The sequence below is a fragment of the Pseudomonas sp. MBLB4136 genome, from assembly GCF_051904765.1.
Taxonomy (GTDB): Bacteria; Pseudomonadota; Gammaproteobacteria; order Pseudomonadales; family Pseudomonadaceae; genus Aquipseudomonas.
The window spans coordinates 61,441-88,104 of the sequence record NZ_CP196713.1; the positions used below are offsets into that span (position 1 = coordinate 61,441).

Annotated in this window: 26 protein-coding genes; 14 read left to right on the forward strand and 12 right to left on the reverse strand. The window is 66.2% G+C overall.

Translation table 11 applies throughout. From position 1 onward, the window contains the following. Positions 1 to 26: 26 nt before the first annotated feature. The gene (locus ACSX1D_RS00285; protein WP_439860482.1) at positions 27 to 398 is read left to right on the forward strand and encodes a DUF4870 domain-containing protein; all 372 of its coding nucleotides are present in this window, start codon (positions 27 to 29) and stop codon (positions 396 to 398) included. A gap of 57 nt (positions 399 to 455) precedes the next feature. On the opposite strand, the gene ACSX1D_RS00290 is transcribed toward ACSX1D_RS00285, so the two are convergent. Then, positions 456 to 1,235, reverse strand: a complete 780-nt coding sequence (locus tag ACSX1D_RS00290) for an exodeoxyribonuclease III (protein ID WP_439860483.1) — start codon at positions 1,233 to 1,235, stop codon at positions 456 to 458. A 93-nt stretch (positions 1,236 to 1,328) separates the two neighbouring features. Between ACSX1D_RS00290 and pyrE the strand changes: the two genes are divergently transcribed. After that, the gene (gene pyrE, locus ACSX1D_RS00295) at positions 1,329 to 1,970 is read left to right on the forward strand and encodes an orotate phosphoribosyltransferase (protein ID WP_208707837.1); all 642 of its coding nucleotides are present in this window, start codon (positions 1,329 to 1,331) and stop codon (positions 1,968 to 1,970) included. A 25-nt stretch (positions 1,971 to 1,995) separates the two neighbouring features. Continuing rightward, positions 1,996 to 2,589: a DUF4124 domain-containing protein gene (locus ACSX1D_RS00300; RefSeq protein ID WP_439860484.1), complete on the forward strand. Its 594-nt coding sequence runs from the start codon at positions 1,996 to 1,998 to the stop codon at positions 2,587 to 2,589. Positions 2,590 to 2,624: 35 nt separating this feature from the next. Here the strand turns inward: ACSX1D_RS00300 and argB are convergent, their stop codons facing one another. Genes argB through coaBC form a run of 4 tightly spaced genes read right to left on the reverse strand, consistent with a single transcriptional unit; the run spans position 2,625 to position 7,895 of the window. Next, positions 2,625 to 3,530 carry an acetylglutamate kinase gene (gene argB, locus ACSX1D_RS00305; RefSeq protein ID WP_439860485.1) on the reverse strand — a complete coding sequence of 302 codons (906 nt, stop codon included), beginning with the start codon at positions 3,528 to 3,530 and terminating at the stop codon, positions 2,625 to 2,627. 27 nt (positions 3,531 to 3,557) lie between these two features. Then, positions 3,558 to 6,158, reverse strand: coding sequence for a phosphomannomutase/phosphoglucomutase (locus ACSX1D_RS00310; protein WP_439860486.1), 2,601 nt, complete (start codon positions 6,156 to 6,158; stop codon positions 3,558 to 3,560). Positions 6,159 to 6,201: 43 nt separating this feature from the next. Continuing rightward, positions 6,202 to 6,657: a dUTP diphosphatase gene (dut, locus tag ACSX1D_RS00315; RefSeq protein WP_439860487.1), complete on the reverse strand. Its 456-nt coding sequence runs from the start codon at positions 6,655 to 6,657 to the stop codon at positions 6,202 to 6,204. 29 nt (positions 6,658 to 6,686) lie between these two features. Beyond that, entirely contained in the window at positions 6,687 to 7,895 is a 1,209-nt protein-coding gene (coaBC, locus tag ACSX1D_RS00320) for a bifunctional phosphopantothenoylcysteine decarboxylase/phosphopantothenate--cysteine ligase CoaBC (protein ID WP_439860488.1), read from the reverse strand. Between the two features lie 137 nt (positions 7,896 to 8,032). Here coaBC and radC point away from each other — a divergent pair, with 137 nt between their 5' ends. From radC to rpmG, 3 genes are all read left to right on the forward strand, one after another. Continuing rightward, positions 8,033 to 8,707 carry a RadC family protein gene (gene radC, locus ACSX1D_RS00325; protein ID WP_439860489.1) on the forward strand — a complete coding sequence of 225 codons (675 nt, stop codon included), beginning with the start codon at positions 8,033 to 8,035 and terminating at the stop codon, positions 8,705 to 8,707. A 279-nt stretch (positions 8,708 to 8,986) separates the two neighbouring features. Next, on the forward strand, positions 8,987 to 9,223 hold the full coding sequence (rpmB, locus tag ACSX1D_RS00330; protein WP_003242523.1) for a 50S ribosomal protein L28: 237 nt from the start codon (positions 8,987 to 8,989) through the stop codon (positions 9,221 to 9,223). A gap of 10 nt (positions 9,224 to 9,233) precedes the next feature. Continuing rightward, positions 9,234 to 9,389 (forward strand): 50S ribosomal protein L33, encoded by a 156-nt coding sequence (gene rpmG / locus ACSX1D_RS00335; RefSeq protein ID WP_003464575.1) that lies wholly within the window; start codon positions 9,234 to 9,236, stop codon positions 9,387 to 9,389. A gap of 73 nt (positions 9,390 to 9,462) precedes the next feature. Here rpmG and ACSX1D_RS00340 read toward each other — a convergent pair whose 3' ends face one another. The 3 genes from ACSX1D_RS00340 to ACSX1D_RS00350 form a co-directional block, all read right to left on the reverse strand. Then, positions 9,463 to 10,371: a haloalkane dehalogenase gene (locus tag ACSX1D_RS00340; protein WP_439860490.1), complete on the reverse strand. Its 909-nt coding sequence runs from the start codon at positions 10,369 to 10,371 to the stop codon at positions 9,463 to 9,465. 192 nt (positions 10,372 to 10,563) lie between these two features. Next, complete coding sequence (locus ACSX1D_RS00345; protein ID WP_439860491.1) at positions 10,564 to 10,929, reverse strand: cupin domain-containing protein; 366 nt, start codon at positions 10,927 to 10,929, stop codon at positions 10,564 to 10,566. Positions 10,930 to 10,949: 20 nt separating this feature from the next. Beyond that, positions 10,950 to 12,263, reverse strand: coding sequence for an aspartate aminotransferase family protein (locus ACSX1D_RS00350; RefSeq protein ID WP_439862381.1), 1,314 nt, complete (start codon positions 12,261 to 12,263; stop codon positions 10,950 to 10,952). A gap of 257 nt (positions 12,264 to 12,520) precedes the next feature. On the opposite strand from ACSX1D_RS00350, the gene ACSX1D_RS00355 reads away from it, so the two are divergent. Further along, positions 12,521 to 14,014, forward strand: coding sequence for an aldehyde dehydrogenase (locus tag ACSX1D_RS00355; protein WP_439860492.1), 1,494 nt, complete (start codon positions 12,521 to 12,523; stop codon positions 14,012 to 14,014). A 142-nt stretch (positions 14,015 to 14,156) separates the two neighbouring features. Further along, a complete protein-coding gene (locus ACSX1D_RS00360; protein ID WP_439860493.1) occupies positions 14,157 to 15,317 on the forward strand; it encodes an MFS transporter in 1,161 nt (386 codons plus the stop codon). Positions 15,318 to 15,342: 25 nt separating this feature from the next. On the opposite strand, the gene ACSX1D_RS00365 is transcribed toward ACSX1D_RS00360, so the two are convergent. After that, entirely contained in the window at positions 15,343 to 16,656 is a 1,314-nt protein-coding gene (locus tag ACSX1D_RS00365) for an NAD(P)/FAD-dependent oxidoreductase (RefSeq protein ID WP_439860494.1), read from the reverse strand. Positions 16,657 to 16,832: 176 nt separating this feature from the next. On the opposite strand from ACSX1D_RS00365, the gene ACSX1D_RS00370 reads away from it, so the two are divergent. Then, positions 16,833 to 17,186 carry a YkgJ family cysteine cluster protein gene (locus ACSX1D_RS00370; protein WP_208707849.1) on the forward strand — a complete coding sequence of 118 codons (354 nt, stop codon included), beginning with the start codon at positions 16,833 to 16,835 and terminating at the stop codon, positions 17,184 to 17,186. A 9-nt stretch (positions 17,187 to 17,195) separates the two neighbouring features. On the opposite strand, the gene dadR is transcribed toward ACSX1D_RS00370, so the two are convergent. After that, on the reverse strand, positions 17,196 to 17,684 hold the full coding sequence (gene dadR / locus ACSX1D_RS00375; RefSeq protein WP_159972404.1) for a transcriptional regulator DadR: 489 nt from the start codon (positions 17,682 to 17,684) through the stop codon (positions 17,196 to 17,198). Positions 17,685 to 17,839: 155 nt separating this feature from the next. Here dadR and dadA point away from each other — a divergent pair, with 155 nt between their 5' ends. The 5 genes from dadA (at position 17,840) to ACSX1D_RS00400 (ending at position 23,853) form a co-directional block, all read left to right on the forward strand. Next, positions 17,840 to 19,138: a D-amino acid dehydrogenase gene (dadA, locus tag ACSX1D_RS00380; RefSeq protein ID WP_439860495.1), complete on the forward strand. Its 1,299-nt coding sequence runs from the start codon at positions 17,840 to 17,842 to the stop codon at positions 19,136 to 19,138. Between the two features lie 193 nt (positions 19,139 to 19,331). Continuing rightward, the gene (gene alr, locus ACSX1D_RS00385) at positions 19,332 to 20,405 is read left to right on the forward strand and encodes an alanine racemase (protein WP_439860496.1); all 1,074 of its coding nucleotides are present in this window, start codon (positions 19,332 to 19,334) and stop codon (positions 20,403 to 20,405) included. Positions 20,406 to 20,501: 96 nt separating this feature from the next. After that, positions 20,502 to 21,050: a cupin domain-containing protein gene (locus tag ACSX1D_RS00390; protein ID WP_439860497.1), complete on the forward strand. Its 549-nt coding sequence runs from the start codon at positions 20,502 to 20,504 to the stop codon at positions 21,048 to 21,050. A gap of 123 nt (positions 21,051 to 21,173) precedes the next feature. Then, on the forward strand, positions 21,174 to 21,590 hold the full coding sequence (locus ACSX1D_RS00395) for a c-type cytochrome (protein WP_439860498.1): 417 nt from the start codon (positions 21,174 to 21,176) through the stop codon (positions 21,588 to 21,590). 127 nt (positions 21,591 to 21,717) lie between these two features. Continuing rightward, positions 21,718 to 23,853, forward strand: a complete 2,136-nt coding sequence (locus ACSX1D_RS00400; RefSeq protein ID WP_439860499.1) for an acetyl-CoA hydrolase/transferase C-terminal domain-containing protein — start codon at positions 21,718 to 21,720, stop codon at positions 23,851 to 23,853. Here the strand turns inward: ACSX1D_RS00400 and ACSX1D_RS00405 are convergent. Both ACSX1D_RS00405 and rep read right to left on the reverse strand, forming a co-directional pair. Further along, positions 23,837 to 24,409: a xanthine phosphoribosyltransferase gene (locus ACSX1D_RS00405; RefSeq protein WP_439860500.1), complete on the reverse strand. Its 573-nt coding sequence runs from the start codon at positions 24,407 to 24,409 to the stop codon at positions 23,837 to 23,839. The genes ACSX1D_RS00400 and ACSX1D_RS00405 overlap by 17 nt on opposite strands. Positions 24,410 to 24,476: 67 nt before the next feature. Beyond that, entirely contained in the window at positions 24,477 to 26,489 is a 2,013-nt protein-coding gene (rep, locus tag ACSX1D_RS00410) for a DNA helicase Rep (RefSeq protein WP_439860501.1), read from the reverse strand. Positions 26,490 to 26,664 lie beyond the last annotated feature (175 nt).

The window sequence follows — 26,664 nt, forward strand, 5'->3', positions numbered from 1 at the left end:
CTTTTACCGAGCGGAGGAGGGTGACGATGGACGAGCATGCACAGGCGCCGGTGCCGGTCCCGAGCCAGGAAGCGCGGCAATGGGCGATGTTCTGTCACTTCGCCGCCTTTCTCGGCTTCGTCTTCCCCTTCGGCAACTTGATCGGTCCGCTGATCGTCTGGCAGATCAAGAAGGATCTCGACCCCTTCGTCGACGCCCAGGGCAAGGAGGCGCTGAATTTTCAGATCAGCGTGGCGATTGCCTTCATGCTCAGCGTGCTGCTGATGCTGGTGGTGGTCGGTTTCCTGCTGGCCGGCCTGGTCTCCATCGGCGCCATCGTGTTGACCATCATCGCCGGGATCAAGGTCAACGAGGGGCAGGCCTACCGCTACCCCTTCAACTGGCGGTTGATCAAGTAGGCGCGCTGCAAGACACAAAAAAGCCGGCAGAAGCCGGCTTTTTTGTGTCTGTTCGTCCTACAGGCTGAGAATCCAGTCGTAATCGACGATCAGCGGCGCGTGCTGCGAGAAGCGCGGCTGGCGCGGCAGGCGCGCGGTGCGCACGCTGCGACGCATGCCCGGGGTGAGCAGCTGATAGTCGAAGCGATAGCCCAGATTGAGCATCTCGGCCTGCTCGCTGTCCGGCCACCAGCTGAACTGGTCACCTTCGCGGCTGACTTCGCGCAGGGCATCGACGTAGCCCATGCTGCCGATTACTTCATCCAGCCAGGCTCGTTCCGGAGCGAGAAAGCCGGGTGACTGCTGGCAGTCGCGCCAGTTCTTCACGTCCAGCTTCTGGTGCGCCACGTACAACGAGCCGCAATAGATGTACTCGCGGCGCTTGCGGCGCTGCTTGTCCAGATAATGGGTGAAGTCGTCCATGAACTTGAACTTCTGGTTCAAGCCCTCGTCCCCGCTCTGCCCGGATGGCAGCAGCAGGGTGGCGATACTTACCTTGTCGAAATCGGCCTGCAGGTAGCGCCCGTAGCGATCGGCCATTTCAAAGCCGAGTCCACTGATTACCGCCTTGGGTTGCAACCGCGAATAGAGTGCCACGCCACCTTGGCTCGGCACTTCAGCATCGCAGGCATAGAGGAAATAGCCATCCAGTTGGAAGGCTTGGTCGTCCAGCTCAAAGGCGGAGGCGCGGGTGTCCTGCAGGCAGATGACGTCGGCATTCTGTGCTTGCAGCCAACTGAGCAAACCGCGCTCGACTGCAGCATGAATACCATTCACGTTCACACTGATGATCCGCATAAATGGCCCCCAAAAACACGTGCGTGTATGATACCCGAGCTCGACTTCAATTAGCTAAATTCCTAGCCAAATCCGTGCCGTCCGGGACTTCCCATGCAAGCGTACCAGCGCGAATTCATTCGTTTTGCCATCGAGCGCGGGGTGCTGCGCTTCGGTGAGTTCACCCTCAAGTCCGGGCGCACCAGCCCCTATTTCTTCAACGCCGGGTTGTTCGACAGCGGTCTGGCACTGGCCCAGCTCGGGCGTTTCTATGCGGCGGCGGTGGTCGATAGCGGGATTCCCTTCGACGTGCTGTTCGGCCCGGCGTACAAGGGGATCCCCCTGGCGGCGACCACCGCGGTGGCCCTCGCCGAGCACCATCAGCGCGATCTGCCCTGGTGCTTCAACCGCAAGGAAGCCAAGGATCATGGCGAGGGCGGCACCCTGGTCGGCGCCCCGCTGGCCGGCAAGGTGCTGATCATCGACGATGTGATCACCGCCGGCACCGCGATTCGCGAGGTGATGCAGATCATCCGCGCCCAGGGCGCCGAGGCCGCCGGTGTGCTGATCGCGCTGAACCGTCAGGAGCGCGGCCAGGGCCAGTTGTCGGCGATCCAGGAGGTCGAGCGTGACTTCGGCATGCCGGTAGTGAGCATCGTGTCACTGCAGCAGGTGCTTGAATACCTGGCAGGCGATGCGCAACTCAAGCAGTATCTACCGGCAGTTGAGGCGTATCGCGCCGAATATGGAATCTAACCTGCGCACATAGGGTGTTGCTTCGATGCCAAGACTGGTCGTGATGCGTTGCCTGCTGCTTCTCGGACTGGCGCAGCCGCTGGCGGTAGCGGCGGCCGAGTTCTATCGCTATGTCAACGATCAGGGTGTCACGGTGCTCAGCCGTCAGGGCGTGCCGCCGGAATTTATCGCCAAGGGCTACCAGGTGCTGAATGAGCAGGGGCGGGTCATCCAGGTGGTGCCGCCGGCACCGAGTGCCGATGAGCGTCGGCGCCTGCTCGCAGAGAAGGCTCGCGCCGGCAGCGACGCGCAGCTGCTGCGCCTGTATACCAGTCCCGAGGACGTCGATCGGGCCCTCGAGCGCAAGTTGGCCGAGCTGGATGCGCTGATTGGCGTGGCCCGCGGCAACCTGCAGTCGGCGCGCACCCAGCAGGGCAACCTGCAGAGCCAGGCGGCCGAACATGAGCGCGCCGGCCGAGAGGTACCGGAGCACCTGATCACGCAGATCGACAATCAGATCGCCGAGCAGCAGCGGCTGAAGAAGGACATCGCCCGTTATCAGGGCGCGCGCAAGCAGGCCCAGGCCAGCTTTGCCGCCGACCGGGCGCGCCTCAGCGAACTGCTGGGGGCACGCCCTTAATCCTCATTTAAGACTGGTCGGCCGCTGTCCTTGGCTCAGGGGCGCTTGCGGTTGCAGATCAGGGTGCCGACGCCGCTGTCGGTGAAGATCTCCAGCAGTACCGCGTTGGGCACCCGACCGTCGATGATGTGCGCGCTGGTCACCCCGGCCTGCACCGCTTCCAGGGCGCAGCGGATCTTCGGCAGCATGCCGCCGTAGATGGTGCCGTCGGCGATCAGGGCGTCGACCTGCTGGGTGGTCAGTCCCGTCAGGACCTCACCCTGCTTGTCCATCAGCCCGGCGATATTGGTCAGCAGCATCAGCTTCTCGGCCTTCAGCGCCTCGGCGACCTTGCCAGCGACCAGGTCGGCATTGATGTTGTAGGACTCGCCGTCGGCGCCGACGCCGATCGGCGCGATCACCGGAATGAAGTCGCCCTTGACCAGCATGTTCAGCAGGTCGGTGTTGATCCCGGTGACCTCGCCGACATGGCCGATGTCGATGATCTCCGGCTGGGTCATCTCCGGGGTCTGGCGGCTGACCTTGAGCTTCTTGGCGCGGATCAGGCCGGCATCCTTGCCGGTCAGGCCGATGGCGCTGCCGCCATGCTGATTGATCAGGTTGACGATGCTCTTGTTGACCTGGCCGCCGAGCACCATCTCTACCACGTCCATGGTGGCGGTGTCGGTGACGCGCATGCCGTCGATGAAGTGGCTCTCGATCGACAGGCGCTTGAGCAGGTCGCCGATCTGCGGGCCGCCGCCGTGCACCACCACCGGGTTGATGCCGACCGCCTTCATCAGCACGATATCGCGGGCGAAGCCTTCCTTGAGTTCTTCGCTCTCCATGGCGTTGCCGCCGTACTTGATCACCAGGGTCTTGCCGACGAAGCGGCGGATATAGGGCAGGGCTTCGGATAGAACCTTGGCCACCTGGGTGGCGGCATCACGCTCGAGGGTCATGCGGGACTCCAATGCTGAATCGCTCATTCAAAACGGTAGATTAATGTCGGCGGCAACGCGCTGCAGCTGGCCGCGGAACACGGCCTTGATGCGTTCCAGTTCCTGTTCGCTGTCGGCCTCGAAGCGCAATACCAGCACCGGCGTGGTGTTGGAAGCGCGCACCAGGCCCCAGCCCTTGGGGTAGTCGACGCGTACGCCGTCGAGGCTGGTGATGTTGCCCTCGCCCCACACGCCGTCGCGCTGCAGGCTGTCGATCAGGCCGAACTTGCTCTGCTCGGTGACCTGGATGTTGATTTCCGGGGTCGAGATGTCGCTGGGGAAGGCGGCGAATACCTGTTCGGCGTCGCGCTTGTCCTGGCTGAGGATCTCCAGCAGGCGGGCGGCGGCATAGATGCCATCGTCAAAGCCGAACCAGCGCTCCTTGAAGAAGATGTGCCCGCTCATCTCGCCGGCCAGCAGGGCGCCGGTCTCCTTCATCTTCTTCTTGATCAGCGAGTGGCCGGTCTTCCACATCACCGGGCGACCGCCGTAGCCGCTGATCAGCGGGGTCAGGCGACGGGTGCATTTGACGTCGAAGATGATGTCGGCGCCGGGGTTGCGCGACACCACGTCCTTGGCGAACAGCATCAGCAGGCGGTCGGGGTAGACGATGGTGCCGGCGTTGGTCACCACGCCGACACGGTCGCCGTCGCCGTCGAAGGCCAGGCCGACATCGGCCTGCTCCTCCTTCACCTTGGCGATCAGGTCGACCAGGTTCTCGGGCTTGCCCGGGTCCGGGTGATGGTTGGGGAAGGTGCCGTCCACCTCGCAGTACAGCGGGATCACCGTGCAGCCGAGGGCCTCGATGAGCTGCGGGGCGATCACCCCGGCGGCGCCGTTGCCGCAGTCCACCACCACCTTCAGTGGCTTGGCCAGGGCGATGTCGTCGCGGATCTGGCGGAAGTAGCGCTGCAGCACCTCGACCTGCTCGACCGTGCCGACGCCGCTGGCCAGGTCGTTGCTGTCAATGCGCGTCTTGAGCGCCTGGATCTGCTCGTTGGCCAGGGTGTCGCCGGCGATGACGATCTTGAAGCCATTGTAGTCCGGCGGATTGTGGCTGCCGGTGAGCATCACCGCGGACTTGCCGCTGAGGACGTGGGCGGCGTAGTACACCACCGGGGTCGGCACCATGCCGACGTCGCTGACGTTGCAGCCGCAGTCCAGCAGGCCCTGGATCAGTTGCTGCATCAGTTCCGGCCCGGACAGGCGGCCGTCACGACCCACGGCGATATTGGCTTCGCCCTGTGCCAGGCTCTGCGAGCCGATCGCGCGACCGACCCAGTAGGCGGTCTCGGCGGTCAGGCTGCTGCCGACCACGCCACGGATGTCGTAGGCGCGGAAGATATCGGCGGGGAGGGTCGGGGCGGTTTGCGGAGTACTCATTGCGGGTGTCTGCTCCAGTCCCAGGAGATCCTGGTCGTCGTCGAGAATGTCGATATCGAGGATATCGGTGTCTTGAAACAGCGGATCGATCAGGTCCGCCGGCGTGTGTGCTGCCGTCGCGGCAGCCGCGGAGTGGGCGCCCTGGGGGCGCTCTTTTGCCGCTGTGCCCTGCGCCCCCTCATGGGTACGGCGCGGCATGCGGGCCAGGGTCTGGGCCAGGCCGTCCAGTGCCGGCAGGCTCAGGCTGAAGGCTTTGACGGCCTTGCCGGCCGAGAGTTCGCCGACCAGCTGGCCGAGCTGTCGGACGTCGGCGCGCAGGCGGCGCTGCAAGCCGTTGTGCAGCAGCATCAGGCCAGTCAGCGCACCAGCCAAGACCAGCATGGCGGCCAGGGCAAGCAGTGGCAGGGAAATGGGGGTAGGTTCCAGGGCCGTTCCTGGGGTAAAGCTGAGCTTCCAGTTGCGGTTGCCGCTGTCGAAGCTCTGCCCGGTGCCCTGGCCCTGGCCGCGCTGGGCCAACAGCTGTGGGGCGGCACCACTGAACTGCTGGAACAGCTGCAACTGGCCGACTCCGGCCGGCAGCGACGGCAGGCTGCTCAGCAGGTGGTTGAGGTCGAACGCCAAAAGCAGGGTGCCCTGCAGCGGCTGGTCGTCGCTCAGACGCACCGGCGCGACGCTGTACAGCAGCCAGCGTTCGCCGACCTTGTAGGCTTCTACCGCGGGCGTCTGGCCGTTTTCAGCCCGGCGCAACAGGTCCAGGGCGGCGAAGTTCATTGGTGCGTCGCGCTGCATGTCCTGGGTTGCCTGGCCGTGACCGTTGAGGTGGGCGTCGACCACGCCGCCCCAGTAGCGAAGGTCGCGCTCGGCGGCGCGAATCCGCTCCGGCTCCTGGCTCTGCAGGGCTTCCAGCAGGCCGGGGTTGCGTGCGGCGCTGTGGGTGTCGCCGGCCAACTGGACCAGCGACTGGCGCAGCGCCGCGGCCTGCCCTTCGCCCCAAGCCTGGACCAGTTGCTGCTGATGCTGCAGGGCGTTGCTCAGCACGCCAAACCAGAGCAGTCCAGCGGCCAGTACCGCGCCTAGCGTGGTGGCCAGCAGGCCGGGCAGCAGTGCCCGCAGAAGCTGCCGGTCCGCGCCGGCGGCCCCTTTCGCCGTCGTGCCTGGCGAGGGGCTGGCGTGGGCGTCCTTGGCGGTGCGCTTGAAGAGTTTCATCGAAGGGCTCCTCGGCGGTTCATCCTAGAATGGTTAAGTGCGCTCAATGGCTGCCCGAGTGTCCGAAGCCGCCCGCGCCGCGTTGGCTCTCGTCGAACTCCTCGACCAGCTCGAAGTGCGCCTGTACCACCGGTACCAGGATCAGCTGAGCGATGCGCTCGCCGACGGCGATGGTGAAGGCGCTCTGGCCACGGTTCCAGCACGAGACCATCAGTTCACCCTGGTAGTCCGAGTCGATCAGGCCGACCAGATTGCCCAGCACGATACCGTGCTTATGGCCGAGCCCCGAGCGTGGCAGGATCATCGCCGCCAGGCCCGGGTCGCCGATGTAGATCGACAGGCCGGTGGGGATCAGCACGGTCTGCCCGGGTTCCAGGGTCAGGTCCTGCTCGAGCATGGCGCGCAGGTCGAGCCCGGCCGAGCCCGGGGTGGCGTACTGCGGCAGGGGGAACTGGTCGCCGAGGCGCGGGTCGAGAATCTTGGCTTGTAGGGCGTGCATGTCGGGCTCTGTAGTCGGTGAATGGGGCGTCAGGCGCGGGGCAGGCGCTCGGCGATGAAGGCCAGCAGCTGGCGCGCGATCTTGCTCTTGCTGGTCTGGGCGAAACCGTTCTGCTGCAGCTCGCGGTCGATCACCGTGATGGCGTTCTCCTCGCTGTTGAAGCCGATGCTCGGGTTGGCCACGTCGTTGGCGACGATCAGGTCGAGGTTCTTGTCCTTGAGCTTGCGCGAGGCGTATTCCAGCAAGTTCTCGGTCTCGGCGGCGAAGCCGACGCTGAACGGGCGGTCGTCGCGGCGCGCCAGGGTGGCGAGGATATCCGGGTTGCGCACCATCTGCAGGAGCAGGCCATCGCCGTTGGCCGGGTCCTTCTTCAGTTTGTGCTGGGCGACCACTTCCGGGCGGTAATCGGCGACGGCGGCGGCGGCGATCAGCAGGTCGCAGGGCATCGCGGCTTCGCAGGCGGCGAGCATGTCGCGGGCGCTGATCACGTCGATGCGCTGGACTCGGTCCGGTGTCGGCAGGTGCACCGGGCCACTGACCAGGGTGACCTTGGCGCCCGCCTCGACAGCCGCCTCGGCCAGGGCGAAGCCCATCTTGCCGGAGCTGTGGTTGGTGATGTAGCGCACCGGGTCGATGTTTTCCTGGGTCGGGCCGGCGGTGATCAGGACATGCATGCCGGTCAGCGAGTGGCGCTCGAAGCAGTCGGCGGCGCACTGGGCCAGCTGCTCGGCCTCGAGCATGCGGCCGAGGCCGACGTCGCCGCAGGCCTGCTCGCCGGCGGCCGGGCCGAACAGGCGCAGGCCGCGCTCGGTGAGCGTGCGGGCATTGGCCTGGGTTGCCGGGTCGCGCCACATCGCCTGGTTCATCGCCGGCGCCAGGGCAACTGCGGCGTCGGTGGCCAGCACCAGGGTGGTCAACAGGTCGTCGGCCACGCCCTGGGCCAGGCGGGCCATGAGGTCGGCGGTGGCCGGGGCGATCAGCACCAGGTCGGCCCAGCGCGCCAGTTCGATATGGCCCATGGCGGCTTCGGCCTCCGGATCGAGCAGGTCCAGGTGCACCGGATGGCCGGACAGCGCCTGCAGGGTCAGCGGGGTGATGAACTCGCGGCCGCCCTGGGTCATCACCACCCGTACTTCCGCGCCCTGATCCTTGAGGCGGCGGACCAGTTCGGCACTCTTGTAGGCGGCAATGCCTCCCCCCACGCCGACGATGATGCGTTTGCGATAAAGCCGCTGCATAGGCCTGCCTTTTATAAGAGGTGGATGTGCGTCGCGGCGATGCCGCCTCCCCAGGCCGATCGCCGCGCAAAAAGATGGGCTACGATAGCACAGCGGCCGCAGCGGAGTAGCGGCGCCCAGCTCGACACGGAGGTGCGATGAGCATTCGCGACTGGCCCGCGGCGGAGCGTCCGCGGGAGAAACTGCTGGCCCTGGGGGCCGCCACCCTGAGTGACGCCGAACTGCTGGCGATCTTCCTGCGTACCGGCGTGGCCGGGCAGAGCGCGGTGGATCTGGCGCGCCATCTGCTTGGCGATTTCGGCGGCCTGCGCGCCCTGCTGCAGGCCGATCTGCCGGCCTTCAGTCGGCGCCTGGGGCTGGGCCCGGCGAAGTTCGCCCAGTTGCAGGCGGTGCTGGAAATGGCCCGCCGCCACCTGGCCGAACAGTTGCGGCGGGACTCGGCGCTGGAGAGTCCGCAGGCGGTGCGCGACTACCTCAAGGCGCTGCTGCGTCATGAGCCTCACGAGGTGTTCGGCTGCCTGTTCCTCGACGCCAAGCATCGGGTGCTGGCCTTCGAGGCGCTGTTCCACGGCTCCATCGACAGCGCCAGCGTCTATCCGCGCCAGGTGGTCAAGCGCGCGCTGGCGCACAATGCGGCGGCGCTGATCCTGACCCACAACCACCCCTCGGGCGTGGCCGAGCCGAGCCAGGCGGACCGCCTGCTGACCCGAAGATTGAAGGATGCGCTGGAACTGGTGGATGTGCGGGTCCTCGATCATTTCATCGTTGGCGACGGCGAGCCGCTGTCTCTGGCGGAGTATGGCTGGTTGTAGCTCGGTCGGTGCGACGAGCGGTCGAGTGCTGCGGTAGCCCATGCCCGTGGCCGGATGGCGAGGACGGGGCGTCCGTGGAAAAATGCGGAAAGTGCGTTTTGCCTTGTTGCTCAGGGGGCTTTCTGGTATAAAGCAGCGCTCTTTTCTAGGGGCCCGGTTGTTGCGCTTTCAGGTGTGACCGGTAAGACCCTCGAGAAACGCGGCGCAGAGCGCCAATGACATTGAGTTTAAGCGGCCAACCCATGCCGGGTTGGGCATGTGGTTTTAGAGGGCTGAGGCATGTCGAGAGTCTGTCAAGTTACCGGTAAGGGTCCGGTAACCGGGAACAACATTTCCCACGCAAACAACAAAACCCGTCGTCGTTTCCTGCCGAACCTGCAGCACCATCGCTTCTGGGTCGAGTCCGAGAAGCGCTTCGTGCGTCTGCGCGTATCCGCCAAGGGCATGCGCGTTATCGACAAGCGTGGCATTGACGTAGTGCTGGCCGAGCTGCGCGCTCGCGGCGAAAAGGTTTAAGGAGCAAATCATGCGCGAACTGATCCGTTTGGTGTCCAGTGCCGGTACCGGCCACTTCTACACCACCGACAAGAACAAACGCACCACCCCCGACAAGATCGAAATCAAGAAATTCGATCCGGTCGTGCGCAAGCACGTGATGTACAAGGAAGCCAAGATCAAGTAATTGATCCGCAGCCTTGTCGAGAAAGCCCGCCTATATGGCGGGCTTTTTCTTGGCCGGATTTCGTTGCCGGCAATCAGCTCGTCGCGGCGATGAACTGCACCACAACCTCTGCGAGCCTTTCGCCCTGGTCTTCCTGCAGAAAGTGACCGCCATTGACGATAGTGGTGTGGGCTTGGCCCTGGGAGCCGGGAATCAGTTTCTGCATCAGCTTGTCGCCGCCGGCAGTGATGGGGTCCGAGTCGCTGAAGGCGGTGAGAAATGGCTTCTGCCATTGCCGCAGCAGGGTCCAGGCCTCGCGGTTCTTGGCGGCCGCCGGGTCGTCGGGGGTGATGGGCACCAGCAAGGGAAATTGGCGCGCGCCTTCCTTGTAGCGTTCCTCCGGGAAGGGGGCATCGTAGGCGTCGATGACGGCCTGGGGCAGCTCCGTGGTGGTGGCGCCCTTGATGATGCCGCCGGCCGGAAACACCGTTACTTCCTGGGAGAACTTCTGCCAGCTGCGGAACGCCGCGCCAGGATCGTGATCACCCGTCGGCAGCATGGTGTTGGCGGCGACCACCCGGGCGAAGCGCGCGGGATTGTCCGCCACCAGGCGCAGGCCGATCAGCCCGCCCCAGTCCTGGCAGACCAGGGTGATGTCCTCGAGCTGCAGCAGCTCGAGCAGCGACTGCATCCAGTCCACGTGGCGCTGGTAGCTGTAGTCGGCGCGCCGGCTGGGCTTGTCGGAGCGACCGAAGCCCACCAGATCGGGGGCGATCACGCGATGCCCGGCCGCCACCAGGATGGGGATCATTTTCCGGTAGAGATAGCTCCAGGAAGGCTCGCCGTGCATCAGCAGCACGGGAGGCGCCGTGGCTGGCCCCTCGTCCAGATAGTGCACCCGCAGCTGGCCGCCCTCGGTGTCATCGACCATCAGGTAGTGCGGGGCAAAGGGGTATCCAGGCAGGTTGGCAAAGCAGGCCTCTGGCGTGCGCAGGAACTCCATGACGCGGTCCTCCGTATAGTGGTCTGCGCATTCTGGTCGCCCCCGGTGTCGCCGGACAGTCCGTTGGACGCGCCGAATGCCGCGTCATCACCCGCACTGCTGCCCCCGAGGCCAGGCCGTACCGGTCGATTATCCCGTCGGCAGAAAAAAGCCCGCGCAAGGCGGGCCAAAGGCTGATGCATGAATGGCTAGTCAGGGCTGCGTCTGTTCGAAGATGACGTAGACCTTGCGGCAGGGCTCCAGCACCTCCCAGGTGCCTTCGAACCCGGCGGGGATGACGAAGCGGTCGCCGGCGCGCACGGTCTTGGCGTTGCCGTCCGCATCGCGCAGCACGGATACGCCCTGGAGGATCTCGCAGTATTCGTGCTCGCTGTAGCTGACGCTCCACTGGCCCACCGCGCCTTCCCAGACGCCGGCGCTGAACTGGCCGCAGGGGCTGGCGTAGTGGTTGCGCACGCTCTGCTCCGGGTTGCCCCTGAGGACCTTTTCCTGCACCGGACGGTAGTGCTCGGCAGCGCTGTTGGCCTGGGCGAAATCGACGATCTGCTGGATATTCATCGGCGTGTCCTTTGAACGGGTTATTGGGCCCTGCGGATCGAAGCGGCGAGCTTCTCCACCAGGGTGTCGATCTGGGCTTTCTCGACGATCAGCGGTGGCGACATGGCCAGGGTGTCGCCGGTCACGCGGACCATCAGGCCGTCGTGGAAGCACTGCTCGAACACCTGGTAGCCGCGCTTGCCGGTGCCCTGATCGCTGGGCGCCAGCTGCACCCCGCCGACCAGGCCGACGGCGCGGATGTCGATCACGTTGGGCAGGTCCCGCAGGCTGAGCAGGGCATCCTGCCAGTAGTCCTCCAGCTCGATGGTCCGTTCGAACAGGCCCTCCTGCTGGTAGATGTCCAGGGTCGCCAGGGCCGCGGCGCAGGCCACGGGGTGGCCAGAGTAGGTATAGCCGTGGAACAGTTCGATGCCGTCCGGACCCTGCATGAAGGCGTCATGGATCTTCTCGTCGACGAACACAGCGCCCATGGGGATGGCGCCGTTGGTCAGGCCCTTGGCGCAGGTGATGATGTCCGGGGTGACGCCCCAGCGCTGGGCGGCAAAGGCCTTGCCGACGCGGCCGAAGCCGGTGATCACCTCGTCGAAGATCAGCAGGATGCCGTGCTTGCGGGTGATCTCGCGCAGGCGTTGCAGATAGCCCACCGGAGGCAGCACCACGCCGGCCGAGCCGGACATCGGCTCGACCATCACCGCGGCGATGTTCTCGGCGCCGTGCAGGGCCACCAGGCCCTCCAGCTCGTCGGCCTTGTCGACGCCGAACTCCGGCAGCCCCTTGCTGAAGGCATTGCGGGCGATATCCAGGGTGTGCGGCAGGTGGTCGACGCCGGGCAGCTGCAGGGCGAAGGCCTTGCGATTGTTGACCATGCCGCCGACCGAGATGCCGCCGAAGCCGACGCCGTGGTAGCCCAGCTCGCGGCCGATCAGGCGGGTGCGGGTGCCCTGGCCGATGGCGCGCTGGTAGGCCAGGGCGATCTTCAGGGCGGTATCGGCCGACTCGGAACCGGAATTGGTGAAGAACAGCTTGTTCAGCCCGGGCGGGGCGATCTCGGCCAGTCGGCTGGCCAGCTCGAAGGGCAGCGGGTGGCCCATCTGGAAGGTCGGGGCGAAGTCCAGGGTGGCGATCTGTCGGCTGACCGCTTCGCTGATTTCCCGACGACCGTGGCCGGCGTTGCAGCACCAAAGTCCGGCCGTGCCGTCCAATACCTGACGGCCGTCGTCGCTGGTGAAATACATGCCGGCGGCGCTCTTCAACAGGCGCGGTCTGGCCTTGAACTGGCGGTTGGCGGTGAAGGGCATCCAGAAATCGTCGAGGCCGTGGGTTTTTCTGTTCATCTGCTGGTGGCTATCGATGGTCATGCGGGCTGTCCGAACGAGCGAGAGAGGAGCGTGGGAAAGTGATTTCGCCCAGTCTATGTTCGATAAAATGAACATTACAAGAGGATCGCTGGTGGCTTTGTCAAAAATATTGAAAATCTGTGGCCCTCTGGTTTAGTGTTGCCGGCAGGATTCGGCCCGCTCGGGCCTTGCAGAATTATTGACAGTGCGGGAGCCTGCTCCATCGCGCTTTTTACTGATAAGAGGATGCTTGCATGACTAGCCTGACTCGCGCCGACTGGGAACAACGCGCCAAGACCCTGAACATCGAGGGTCGTGCCTTCATCCACGGCGAATACCGTGGGGCGGCGTCTGCTGCGACTTTCGAGTGCATCAGCCCGGTGGATGGGCGCCTGCTGGCGAATGTCGCCAGCTGCGATGTGGCCGACGCCGAGCTGGCGGTGCAGGATTCCCGGGTGACCTTCGATTCCGGCGTCTGGTCGCGTCTGGCGCCGGTCAAGCGCAAGGCCGTGATGATCCGCTTCGCCGAGCTGATCGAGCAGCACGGCGAGGAGCTGGCCCTGCTGGAAACCCTCGACATGGGCAAGCCGATCAGCGACTCCCTGGGTATCGACGTGTCCAGCGCCGCCCGCGCCATTCGCTGGAGCGGCGAGGCGATCGACAAGATCTACGACGAGGTGGCCGCCACGCCGCATGACGAACTGGGCCTGGTGACCCGCGAGCCGATCGGCGTGGTCGCGGCCATCGTGCCGTGGAACTTCCCGCTGCTGATGAGCTGCTGGAAGCTCGGCCCGGCGCTGTCCACCGGCAACTCGGTGATTCTCAAGCCGTCCGAGAAGTCACCGCTGACCGCCATCCGCCTGGCCCAGCTGGCCATCGAGGCCGGCATCCCGGCCGGGGTGTTCAACGTGCTGCCGGGCTACGGCCACACCGTCGGCAAGGCCCTGGCCCTGCACATGGACGTCGATACCCTGGTGTTCACCGGCTCGACCAAGATCGCCAAGCAGCTGATGGTCTACGCCGGCGAGTCGAACATGAAGCGTGTGTGGCTGGAGGCCGGCGGCAAGAGCCCCAACATCGTCTTCGCCGACGCCCCTGACCTCAAGGCCGCCGCCGAAGCCGCGGCCGGCGCCATCGCCTTCAATCAGGGCGAGGTGTGCACCGCTGGCTCGCGCCTGCTGGTGGAAAACTCGATCAAGGAGCAGTTCGTGCCGCTGGTGGTCGAGGCCCTCAAGGCCTGGAAGCCGGGGCATCCGCTGGACCCGCAGACCAACGTCGGCGCCCTGGTCGATCAGCAGCAGCTCAATACCGTGCTCGGCTACATCGAGGCGGGGCAGGCCGACGGTGCCAAGCTGGTCGCAGGCGGCAAGCGCACCCTGGAGGAGACCGGCGGCGTGTATGTCGAGCCGACCATCTTCGATGGCGTCAGCAACGCGATGAAGATCGCCCGCGAGGAGATCTTCGGCCCGGTGCTGTCGGTGATCGGTTTCGCCGATGCCGAGGAAGCCGTGCGCATCGCCAACGACACGCCCTACGGCCTGGCCGCGGCGGTGTGGACCAGCAACCTGTCCAAGGCCCATCTGACCGCCAAGGCGCTGCGCGCCGGCAGCGTGTGGGTCAACCAGTACGATGGCGGCGACATGACCGCGCCGTTCGGCGGCTTCAAGCAGTCGGGCAACGGCCGCGACAAGTCGCTGCACGCGTTCGACAAGTACACCGAGCTGAAGGCCACCTGGATCAAGCTGTAAGCTCGGGCTACGACGGGCGGGCAACCGCCTGAAGGTCCGCCCTTCGGGGCCGGCTCCCATGAGCCACACCTGCGGCCGGGTTCCCTTGGGAAACCCGGCCGTTTCGTTTTCACCGGCCACGATGACAGGAAGGAGTCGGGTAATGCGTTGGGGTACCTATTTCGCCGTCTGTTCGGCGGTGATCAGCATCGGCCTGGCCCTCGGCGTGACCATGCCGCTGGTGTCGCTGCGCCTGGAGGGCTGGGGCTATGGCTCCTTCGCCATCGGCGTGATGGCGGCCACCCCGGCGGTGGGGGTACTGCTCGGCGCCTCGCTGGCCGGTCGCCTGGCCGGCTGGTTGGGCACCACCCGGCTGATGCAGGCGAGCCTGTTGTGCAGCGCGCTGTCGGTGGCCTTGCTGGCACTGTTGCAGGACTATGTCATCTGGCTGGCGTTGCGTCTGCTGATCGGTGTGGCCCTGACCCTGGTATTCATTCTTGGTGAGAGCTGGATCAATCAGCTGGCGGTGGAGAAGTGGCGCGGCCGGCTGGTGGCGCTGTACGGCACCGGCTACGCCTTGAGCCAGCTCTGTGGGCCGCTGCTGCTGACCGCGCTGGGCACCGCCAGCGACCGCGGTTTCTGGGCCGGCACCGTGCTGCTGATCGGCGGCTCGCTGTTGCTGGTGGGCCGCAGTGGCGCGCCCCGGGTCGATGCGCAGAGCGCCTCGGGGCGGGGCCTGCCGGCCTTCTGCCGCAAGCTGCCGGCGATCGCCTGGGCGGTGATGCTGTTCGCCGCGTTCGAGGCGATGATGCTCACCCTGCTGCCGATCTACGGCCTGCGCCAGGGCTTCACCCAGGAGGTGGCGCTATTTATGGTCAGCGTGGTGGTGGTCGGCGATGCGGCCCTGCAGCTGCCGATCGGCCTGCTCGCCGACCGCTTGTCGCGGCGCAGCCTGTTCCGCGGTTGTGGGGTGATCCTGCTGGGCTCAAGCCTGGCCATTCCGCTGCTGCTGCACTCGTCGCTGATCTGGCCGCTGCTGGTCCTGTTCGGCGCCAGCGCCGGTGGCCTGTTCACCCTGTCGCTGATCCTCATCGGCGAGCGTTACCGCGACGACCAGCTGGTACGGGCCAATGCCCATGTGGCGCAGCTGTGGGGCATCGGCTGCCTGCTCGGCCCGCTGGCCACCGGGGCGGCCAGCCAGTGGCTGAACAGCCATGCGCTGCCGCTGCTGATGGCCCTCGGCGCCGCGGTGTTCGTGGCGTTGGCCTGGCGCGACAGCGGCTTCGAAACGCCCCTCGCCACCGCGTCGACGGCGGGCGATTAGTCCGGTTGGCGCGTACCGTCGCGCCTTAAACCAGCTCCTTGAGCCGATGCCAGAGCATGCCCAGGGCCAGCAGTGGCGAGCGCAGCAGGCGGCCGCCGGGGAAGGTCAGGTGCGGCACCTTGGCGAACAGCTCGAAGCCGCCGCCGGCCTGGCCGGCGATGGCCTCGGCCAGCAGCTTGCCGGCCAGGTGGGTGGCGTTGACCCCGTGGCCGGAATAGGCCTGGGCGTAGAACACATTGGCCTGCTCCTTGAGCCGGCCGATCTGCGGCAGACGGTTGGCGCCGATACCGATCATGCCGCCCCACTGGTAGTCGATCCGGACGTCGCGCAGCTGCGGAAACACCTCGAGCATCTTCGGTCGCATGTAGCCGGCGATGTCCGCCGGGTCGCGTCCGGAGTAGTGGCAGGCGCCGCCGAACAGCAGGCGGCGGTCGGCGGACAGGCGGTAGTAGTCGAGTGCCACGCGCTGGTCGCACAGGGCCATGTTGCGCGGAATCAGCGCCCTGGCCTGGTCTTCGGAGAGCGGCTCGGTGGCGATGATATAGCTGCCGGCCGGCAGCACCTTGCCGCCCAGGGTCGGGTTCAGCTCGCCCAGGTAGGCGTTGCAGCCGAGCACCAGCTGGGCGGCGCGCACTGTGCCGTGGGCGGTGTGCACCTTGACCTCACGGCCGTAGTCGATACGCGTCACCGGCGAGTTCTCGAATAGTTGCACCCCCAGGGCCTGCGCCGCGGCGGCCTCGCCGAGGGCCAGGTTGAGCGGGTGCAGGTGCCCCGAGCCCATGTCGATCAGGCCGCCGACATAGCGGCTGGAGCCGACCACCTCATGCACCTGCTCGGCCTGCAGCAGGCGCAGTTCGTGGCGGTAGCCGAGAGACCTGAGCTCTTCCAGATCCTCGGCGAAGGCGGCCAGGTGGCTGGGCTTGTTGGCCAGGTCGCAGTAACCCCAGGTCAGGTCGCAGTCGATGGCGAAGCGCTCGACGCGCTGGCGGACCAGTTCCACCGCCTCCAGGCCCATCAGCTTGAGCTGGCGCACGCCGTCGGTGCCGATCACCGGCTCGAACTGCTCGACCCCGTGGCCGACCCCGCGGATCAGCTGGCCGCCGTTGCGTCCGCTGGCGCCCCAGCCGATCTTGCGCGCTTCCAGCAGCACCACCGAGAAGCCCTTGTCGGCCAGCTCGATGGCGGTGTTCAACCCCGAGAAGCCGCCGCCTACCACGCAGACGTCGGCCCGCAGCTCGCCGCCCAGGGGCGGGAAGTCGAGCTGGCGATTGGTGCTGGCAGCGTAGTAGGAGGCGGCATGCTGGGTGCTGTGCACGGGCTGGCGAACGCGGGCGTTCATGTGTGAAATCCTGATTTTAGTGTTTGGAAAATTTTACGAAGGATAAGCGCGGTTTCCGTCCGGCGCCAAGGGGCAGGGGCAAAAAACTCGACGCTGGTCGGCAAATCAGCCGAGCGGGCAGCCTCCAGGGACAACCGGGGGTAAGATGCGCGGATTTTCTCCCGGACCCTTCTGCGATGAGCTGCACCAGCCGCAAGATCGACTACCTGCGTTTGCAGATTCCCTCGTTCACCTGCGAGCCGGGCTGCCACGACTGCTGTGGCCCGGTGACGGCCTCAAGCGAGGAGATGGCGCGGCTGCCGGTCAAGAGCGTTGCCGAGCACGACGCCGCGCTGGCCGAGTTCAACTGCGTGCACCTCGGCCCCCAGGGCTGCCAGGTGTACGACCAGCGTCCGCTGATCTGCCGCTTGTTCGGCACCACCCCGAGCCTGCCCTGTCCGCGCGGCCGCGGGCCGGAGCAGCCGACCGAGGCCGCCGTCGAGCGCCAGGTCCACCGGCTGATCGCCAGTACCCGCCAGGTGCTGGTCTGAGCGTGCCGGCTATTCCGGCACCGGCAGGGCCAGGGACTCCTTCACCTCTTCCATGACGATATAGCTCTTCGATTCCCGCACATGGGGCAGCTTGAGCAGGATGTCGCCGAGCAGCTTGCGGTAGCTGGCCATCTCGTTGATCCGCGCCTTGACCAGGTAGTCGAAGTCGCCGGACACCAGGTGGCACTCCAGCACGTGGGGCAGCTTGAGCACCGCGCGGCGGAACTCCTCGAAGGTGTCGCCGGACTTGTAGTCCAGGCTGATCTCGACGAACACCAGCAGGCTGGCCTTGAGGTTCTGCGGGTTGAGGCGCGCGTGGTAGCCCATGATGATGCCCTCGCGCTCCAGGCGCCGCACCCGCTCGGTGCAGGGCGTGGTGGACAGGCCGACGCGCTCGCCCAGCTCGGTGAAGGAGATGCGCCCGTCCTCCTGGAGGATGCGCAGGATGTTGCGGTCGATCTTGTCCAGCTCGCGCCGGCTCTGGTGCTGGGTGCGCATGGTGGATGCCCCTCCGTGAAAGTGGTTTTTGCCGAGAAATCTCGCCAAATATAGTAGTCAATATAGTGAGAAACACTGGCTGCTGCTCAATATACTGTGCCCATCAACTCTCTGGACAACAAACGCCAGCGCATAGTCGCGGCGAGGAGTGAAGCATGCGGGTTCTGGTTCTGGGCAGCGGTGTCATCGGTACGGTCAGCGCGTACTACCTGGCTCGTCAGGGCTTCGAGGTGGTGGTGGTCGATCGCCAGCCCGCGCCGGCCATGGAGACCAGCTTCGCCAACGCCGGCCAGGTATCGCCCGGCTATGCCTCGCCCTGGGCCGCGCCCGGCGTGCCGCTGAAGGCCATCAAGTGGCTGCTGCAGAAGCACGCACCGCTGGCGATCAAGGCCACCGCCGACATCGACCAGTACCTGTGGATGGCGCAGATGCTGCGCAACTGCACCGCCAGCCGCTACGCGGTGAACAAGGAGCGCATGGTGCGCCTGTCCGAGTACAGCCGTGACTGCCTCGACGAACTGCGCGCCGAAACCGGCATCGCCTACGAAGGCCGTCGCCTGGGTACCACCCAGCTGTTCCGCACCCAGGCCCAGGTGGACAACGCCGCCAAGGATATCGCCGTGCTGCAGCAGTCCGGCGTGCCCTTCGAGCTGCTCGATCGCGATGGCATCGCCCGCGCCGAACCGGCCCTGGCCCAGGTCAAGGACAAGCTGGCCGGCGCCCTGCGTCTGCCCAACGACCAGACCGGCGACTGCCAGGTGTTCACCACCAAGCTGGCCGAGATGGCCAAGCAGATGGGTGTCGAGTTCCGCTTCGGCCAGAACATCCAGCACCTGGACTTCGCCGGCGACCGGATCAACGGCGTGTGGATCGACGGCAAGCTGGAAACCGCCGACCGCTACGTGCTGGCCCTCGGCAGCTACAGCCCGCAGATGCTCAAGCCGCTGGGCGTCCGTGCGCCGGTCTACCCGCTCAAGGGCTATTCGCTGACCGTGCCGATCGTCAATCCGGACATGGCGCCGGCCTCGACCATCCTCGACGAGACCTACAAGGTCGCCATCACCCGCTTCGACAACCGCATCCGGGTCGGCGGCATGGCCGAGATCGCCGGTTTCGACCTGAGCCTCAACCCGCGCAGGCGCGAGACCCTGGAGATGATCGTCGGTGATCTCTACCCCCAGGGCGGCGACCTGAGCCAGGTGGACTTCTGGACCGGCCTGCGCCCGGCGACCCCGGACGGCACGCCGATCGTCGGTGCCACCAGCTTCCGCAATTTGTTCCTCAACACCGGTCACGGCACACTGGGCTGGACCATGGCCTGCGGCTCCGGTCGCTTGCTCGCCGACCTGATGGCCAAGAAGCGTCCGCAGATCAGCCCCGAAGGCCTGGACATCTTCCGCTACAGCAACAAACAGGAGACGCCCAAGCAGGTCAGTCCGGTGCCGGCGCACTGAGACCGGCCAGGCGTCGGGGCCCGCATGTTCTTAGCGGACAGGCGGGTCGAGGTGATGGCGGCGGCGAGCGTCTGCGCCATCATGAGCGAATAGGCGTCGCGTTCCCTCGGCCACGAATGCGACGCACAATCCTGCTTGGCCCGGCTCTGCCGGGCTTTTTTATTCACCGTGCCCCGTTAGAAGTGTGAGAGCCATGCGTCCAGCCCGCGCCCTGATCGACCTGCAAGCCCTGCGTCACAACTACCAGTTGGCCCGCGAAGTTTCGGCCGCCAGGGCGCTGGCGGTGATCAAGGCGGATGCCTACGGGCATGGCGCGGTGCGCGTCGCCCAGGCGCTGGAGGAGCAGGCCGATGGCTTCGCCGTGGCTTGTATCGAGGAGGCCCTGCAGCTGCGTGAGGCCGGCATCCGCGCGCCGATCCTGCTGCTCGAAGGCTTCTTCGAGGCCGACGAGCTGGCGTTGATCGAGCTACACGAGCTGTGGTGCGTGGTGCATGCCCAGTGGCAAATCGAGGCGATCGAATGCAGCGCCCTGAGCAAGCCGCTGACCCTGTGGCTGAAGATGGACTCCGGGATGCACCGGGTCGGCCTGGCGCCGGCCGACTACCAGGCGGCCTACCGCCGCCTGCTGGCCAGCGGCAAGGTCGGCAAGATCGTGCTGATGAGCCACTTCGCCCGGGCCGACGAGCTGGACTGCCCGCGCAGTGACGAGCAGCTGGCGATATTCGAGCAGGCCCGCCAGGGCCTGGTGGCGGAAGTCAGCCTGCGCAACTCGCCGGCCGTGCTCGGCTGGCCCAACATCCCCAGCGACTGGGTGCGCCCCGGCATCATGCTCTACGGCGCCACGCCGTTCGAGCAGGAGCAGGCCCTGGCCGCGCGCCTGCAGCCGGTGATGACCCTGGAGTCGAAGATCATCAGCGTGCGCGAGCTACCGGCCGGTGAGCCGGTCGGCTACGGCGCGCGCTTCGTCACCGAACGGCCGACCCGGGTCGGGGTGGTCGCCATGGGCTATGCCGACGGCTACCCGCGGCACGCGCCGACCGGCACCCCGGTGACCATCGACGGCCAGCCCAGCCGGCTGATCGGCCGGGTGTCGATGGACATGCTCACCGTCGACCTCAGCGACCTGCCTCAGGCCGGCCTCGGCAGCCGGGTCGAGCTGTGGGGCAAGCAGGTGCTGGCCAGTGACGTGGCGATCCGTGCGGGCAGCATTCCCTACCAGCTGTTCTGCAACCTGCGCCGAGTGCCGCTGATCTACTCCGGGGATTGAGCCGGGCAGGATTTGCAACTGAGCTGTTGTAAATACTGAACGCTGTTGCCATGATACGGGCACTCTTTCCGTATCTTCCCCAGGGGGACTCCAGCATTGGACGTCGGTGCACGACTGCAATCCATTCGCAAGCTCAAAGGCCTTTCCCAGCGTGAACTCGCCAAGCGCGCGGGCGTCACCAACAGCACCATTTCGATGATCGAGAAGAACAGCGTCAGCCCCTCGATCAGTTCGCTGAAGAAGGTGCTGGCCGGCATTCCCATGTCCCTGGTGGAGTTCTTTTCCCTGGAAATGGAGCAGGACGGTCACAACCAGGTGGTCTACAAGGCCGGCGAGCTGATCGACATTTCCGATGGTGCGGTGACCATGAAGCTGGTCGGCAAGGCCCATCCCAGCCGCGCCCTGGCGTTTCTCGACGAGACCTATCCGGTTGGCGCCGATACCGGCGACGAGATGTATACCCACGATGGCGAAGAGGCCGGGATGCTGGTCGAGGGGCGTCTGGAGCTGACCGTGGGCAGCGAGGTGTTCATCCTCGAGCCCGGCGACAGCTACTACTTCGAGAGCAGCAAGCCGCATCGTTTCCGCAACCCCTTCGACGAGCCGGCGCGGCTGATCAGCGCCACCACCCCCGCGAATTTCTGAGCGTTCGGCTCAGCAACCCTGCGACAAACTGGGTTGTTTCGGCCCGGCGGCCTTCCCGTTATACTGTCGCCCGCTCGCGAAACCGTGGCCGCGGGCGTGACTAGCCACGATGAGGGTGTATCCGTGAATCTAATTAACAAGATGCTGCTGGCGCCTGCCGCCGTGTTGGCCCTGTGGGCAGTGACTGCTCAGGCCACGACCAATGACGAGATCGCCGAGCGCCTCAAGCCGGTCGGTGAAGTCTGCGTGATGGGCGAGGAGTGCAAGGGCGTCGAAGCGGTCGCGGCCTCCGCCGGCGGCGGTGCACGCACCGCTGACGACATCGTCGCCAAGCACTGCGGCGCCTGCCACAGCGCCGGCGTGCTGGGCGCGCCGAAGATCGGCGACACCGCCGCCTGGCAGGCGCGTGCCAGCAACGGTGTGGATGGCCTGCTGGCCAATGCCATCGCCGGTATCAACGCCATGCCGCCGAAAGGCACCTGTGGCGATTGCTCGGATGACGAGCTGCGCGCCGCCATCGAGAAGATGTCCGGCCTGTAAGGCGAGGCCGTCGTTCTCGCAAAGCCGCCTTCGGGCGGCTTTTTGCATTGTGTCGGTCGCGGTGCAGCAAAAGCCCGGGATTTGCAGTCCAACCTGACATGCCAGGGATGCCGTCAGGAGTCGCCAGATGCCAGAGGTGTGTTCCATCGAGCAGGCCGTCGATCGCGTGCTCAGTGCGATCGACGGGCCGATCCATCTGGGCCTGCCCCTGGGCCTGGGCAAGCCGAACCGCTGGGTCAACGCCCTGTATGCGCGGATCAGGCAGCTGCCGGAGCGCCAGCTGACCATCTACACGGCGCTGTGCCTGGGCCGCCCGCGCGCCACCCAGGAGCTGCAGCGGCGCTTTCTCGAGCCCTTCGTCGAGCGCGTCTACGGCGACTATCCGGAGCTGGATTTTCTCGCCGACCTGCATGCCGACCGGCTGCCGGCCAATGTGCGCATCGAGCAGTTCTTCCTGCAGCCCGGCAGCCTGCTGGACAGCGCGGCGGCGCAGCAGGACTACAACAGCTGCAACTACAGCCAGGTCACCCGCGACCTCGATGCCAAGGGCATCAACCTGATCGCCCAGCTGGTCGCCCGTGACCCGCAGCGTCCGGGCTGCTTCAGCCTGAGCTGCAACCCCGACATCACCCTCGACCTGCTGCCCTTGCTGGAGCGGCGTCGCGCGGCCGGCGAAACCATCCTCTGCCTGGCCCAGGTGCATGAGGGCCTGCCCTATATGCCGGGGCCGGCGGAGGTCCCCCGCGAGTGCTTCGACCTGCTGTTGCAGGAGCCGGAGCGCAGCACCCTGTTCTCCACCCCGAGCCTGCCGGTGAGCCTGCAGGACCAGTGCATCGGCCTGCATGCCAGCAGCCTGGTGCGCGACGGCGGCACCCTGCAGATCGGCATCGGTGCCATGGGCGACGGGTTGACCGCGGCGCTGCTGGCCCGGCATGTGGACAACGCGGCCTACCGGGCCGGACTCGAGGCCTTGCAGGGCGACGCCTGGGCCGCGCAGGTCGACGCGGTGGGCGGCCGAGAGCCCTTCGCCGAGGGCCTGTACGGCTGCAGCGAGATGTTCGTCAATGGCCTGCTGGCGCTGCTCGAGGCCGGTGTGCTGCGCCGGCGGGTCTACCCCGAGCTGCGCCTGCAGCAGCTGGCCAGCGCCGGTGCGCTGGATGGGGAAGGGCGGCCGCACAGCGTGCAGGCGCTGCTCGACGCCGGCTTGCCGGCCCGCCTGGATGCCGCCGGCCTGGCCTGGCTGCAGGGCAACGGCCTGCTGGGCGCAACCCTGCAGGTGCGCGACGAGCGCCTGCGCCTGGCCGATGGATGCGAGCTGTCGAGCGACCTGCAGGACCCCTATACCCAGTCCGCGCTGCAGCCCCACCTGGGCTCGGCGCGCGGCGGCGTCCTGCTGCACGGCGGTTTCTTCCTCGGCCCCGCCGATTTCTATGGGCGCCTGCGCGGGCTGGCGCCCGAGCGCCTCGGGCAGATCGCCATGACCGGCATCGGCTACGTCAACCAGCTGTATGGCGAGGAGGCGCTCAAGCGCCTGCAGCGCCGCGATGCGCGCTTCGTCAACAGCGCGTTCTGCATGACCCTGCTGGGTGCCGGGGTGGCCGACCAGCTGGAGGATGGGCGAGTGCTCAGTGGCGTCGGCGGGCAGTACGACTTCGTCGCCCAGGCCCAGGCGCTGGAAGGTGCGCGCTCGATCCTGCTGCTGCGCAGTTGGCGCGAGTCGGGCGGGCGGCTGAGCTCCAACATTGTATGGCGCTACGGCCATGTCACCATCCCCCGTCACCTGCGCGACCTGGTGGTGACCGAGTACGGCATCGCCGACCTGCGCGGCAAGACCGACGCCGAAGTGATCGAGGCGCTGCTGGGCATCAGCGATTCGCGCTTCCAGCCCGAGCTGATCGAGCAGGCGCAGCAGGCCGGCAAGCTGCCGCGCGACTTCCGCCTCGCCCCGCACTTGCGCGACAACCGCCCGGAGCGCCTGCAGGCCGTGCAGGCGCGCCATCCGCGGCTGTTCGACGAGTACCCGCTGGGCAGCGACTTCGGCCGCGAGGAGCGCGACCTGCTGCGGGTGCTGAACTGGCTGAAGGGCAAGTTCAAGCTCAGCGAGGCGCTGGAGCTGGGCAAGGCCGCCCTGGAGGCGCCGCCGCCGGCCGACTTCGCCCGTCACCTGGCGCGCATGGGCCTGGCGCAGCCGGACGGCTGGCGCGAGGAACTGTACCAGCGCTTAGTGCTGGCCGGCCTGCACGCGACTATTCCAGAAAGCTGACGGTGCCGCCGGCCAGGGAGCTGATACGGGCCAGGGACTCGACCCGGTAGCCGCGGGCATCGAGGTCGGTGCGGCCGCTCTGGAAGGACTTCTCGATCACCACGCCGACCCCCGCGATGCTCGCGCCGGCCTGGCCGATCAGGTCGATCAGCGCCCGGGCGGCGTGGCCGTTGGCCAGGAAGTCGTCGATCAGCAGCACATGGTCGTCGGCATTGAGGTGCTTGGCGGAGATGGCGATGGTGCTCTCGGTCTGCTTGGTGAAGGAGAACACCTTGGAGGTCAGCAGGTCGTCCTTGAGCGTCAGCGACTGGTACTTGCGGGCGAAGATCACCGGCACGCCCAGTTCCAGGCCGGCCATCACCGCCGGGGCGATGCCGGAGGCCTCGATGGTGACGATCTTGCTGATGCCCTGGCCGGCGAAGCGCCGGGCGAATTCATGGCCGATCTGCTGCATCAGCCGCGGGTCGATCTGGTGGTTGAGGAAGGCGTCGACCTTGAGCACCTGCTCGGAGAGTACGCTGCCTTCTTCGCGAATCTTCTGCTTCAGTGCTTCCACGCGGATTCCCTCTTGGTTCTTCGTCTGATGCCCGGTCTGCGCCGGAGTCTTTGCATGTAGCGCTGCTTTAGGCCTTTTTCAGCAGGGCGCGCATATTGGCCAGGGCCGAGTTGCCGGTGGCGGCCTTGACCTCGGCCGGGGCGTCTTCCTGGCCTTCCCAGACCAGGTCCTCGGGCGGCAGCTCGTCGAGAAAGCGACTCGGCGAGCACTCGATGATCTCGCCGTACTGCTTGCGCTTGGCGGCAAAGGTCATGGTCAGGTTGCGCTTGGCCCGGGTGATGCCGACGTAGGCCAGGCGCCGCTCTTCCTCGACGGTGTCGGCCTCGATGCTGGAGCGATGGGGCAGGATGTCCTCTTCCACGCCGAGGATGTACACCGAGGGATATTCCAGGCCCTTGGAAGCGTGCAGGGTCATCATCTGCACGCCTTCGGCGCCTTCCTCTTCCTCCTGCTGGCGCTCGAGCATGTCGCGCAGCACCAGCTTGCCGATGGCGTCCTCGATGGTCATGTCGCCGTCTTCGTCGCGCTCCAGGGTGTTCTTCAGCGCGTCGACGAGGAACCAGACGTTGCCCATGCGCGCGTCGGCGACCTTGTCGCTGGAGGCGTTCTGCCGCAGCCAGTTCTCGTAGTCGATGTCCATCACCATGCTGCGGATCGCGGCGATCGGGTCATTCTGCGCGCACTGCTGGCGCACCCCGTCCATCCAGCGGGTGAAGCGCGCCAGGCGCTCGGTAAAGCGGCTATCCAGCACTTCCTGCAGGCCGATCTCGCCGGCGGCGGCATACATGCTGATCTTGCGCTCGGTGGCGTAGTTGCCGAGCTTTTCCAGGGTGGTGGAGCCGATCTCGCGGCGCGGCACGTTGATCACCCGCAGGAAGGCGTTGTCGTCGTCCGGGTTGACCAGCAGGCGGAAGTAGCTCATCAGGTCCTTCACCTCCTGGCGGGCGAAGAAGCTGGTGCCGCCGCTCAGGCGATAGGGGATCTGGTGGTGCTGCAGCTTCAGCTCCATCAGCTTGGCCTGGTAGTTGCCGCGGTAGAGAATGGCGTAGTCGCTGTAGGGGCGCTGGGTACGCAGGTGCTCGGTGAGGATCTCCAGGGCCACCCGCTCGCACTCGGCGTCCTCGTTGCGGCAGCGGATCACGCGAATCTCGTCGCCCATGCCCATCTCGCTCCACAGCTGCTTCTCGAAAGCGTGGGGGTTGTTGGCGATCAGCACGTTGGCGCACTTGAGGATGCGGCTGGTGGAGCGGTAGTTCTGCTCCAGCATCACCACCTTCAGCGACGGGTAGTCCTCCTTCAGCAGCATCAGGTTTTCCGGCCGGGCGCCGCGCCAGGCGTAGATCGACTGGTCGTCGTCGCCGACCACGGTGAACTGGTTGCGCGTGCCCACCAGCAGTTTCACCAGCAGGTACTGGCTGGCGTTGGTGTCCTGGTATTCGTCGACCAGCAGGTAGCGGATGCGGTTCTGCCATTTCTCCAGGATGTCGGCGTGCTCCTGGAACAGCTTCACCGGCATCAGGATCAGGTCGTCGAAGTCCACCGCGTTGTAGGCCCTGAGGGTGCGCTGGTAGTGCAGGTAGACGATGGCCGCGGTCTGCTCCTTGGGGTTGCGCGCCTCGGCCAGGGCCTGCTCGGGCAGGATCAGGTCGTTCTTCCAGCTGCCGATGTAGTTCTTCACCTCATCGATGCCGTCGTCGCCGGCATATTCCTTCTGCATGATGTCCGACAGCAGCGCCTTGATGTCGCCTTCGTCGAAGATCGAGAAGCCCGGCTTGTAGCCGAGGCGCGCGTATTCCTTGCGGATGATGTTCATCCCCAGGTTGTGGAAGGTCGACACCGTCAGGCCGCGTGCCTCGGCGCCCTTGAGCAGGCTGCCGACCCGCTCCTTCATCTCGCGGGCGGCCTTGTTGGTGAAGGTCATGGCGACGATGTGCTGGGCGCGGATGCCGCAGTTCTGCACCAGATGGGCGATCTTGCGCGTGATCACGCTGGTCTTGCCGGAGCCGGCGCCGGCGAGCACCAAAAGAGGGCCGCCGACGTAGTTCACGGCTTCCTGCTGCCGAGGGTTCAGTCGGGACATGGGCGGTCTGGGGTCTGGTAAAAAGGTCGCAAATTCTATCAGCAATGCATGCTGCGGCGCAGGCGGCGACCCTGGCGGTTGGTCGCCTGAGGAATCTCGCGTATAAATTTTGATGCTTAATTAGGTTAGTGCAGCTATAAGTTAAAGTAAGTTCTTAGGTTGTGAGCTGCGGAGG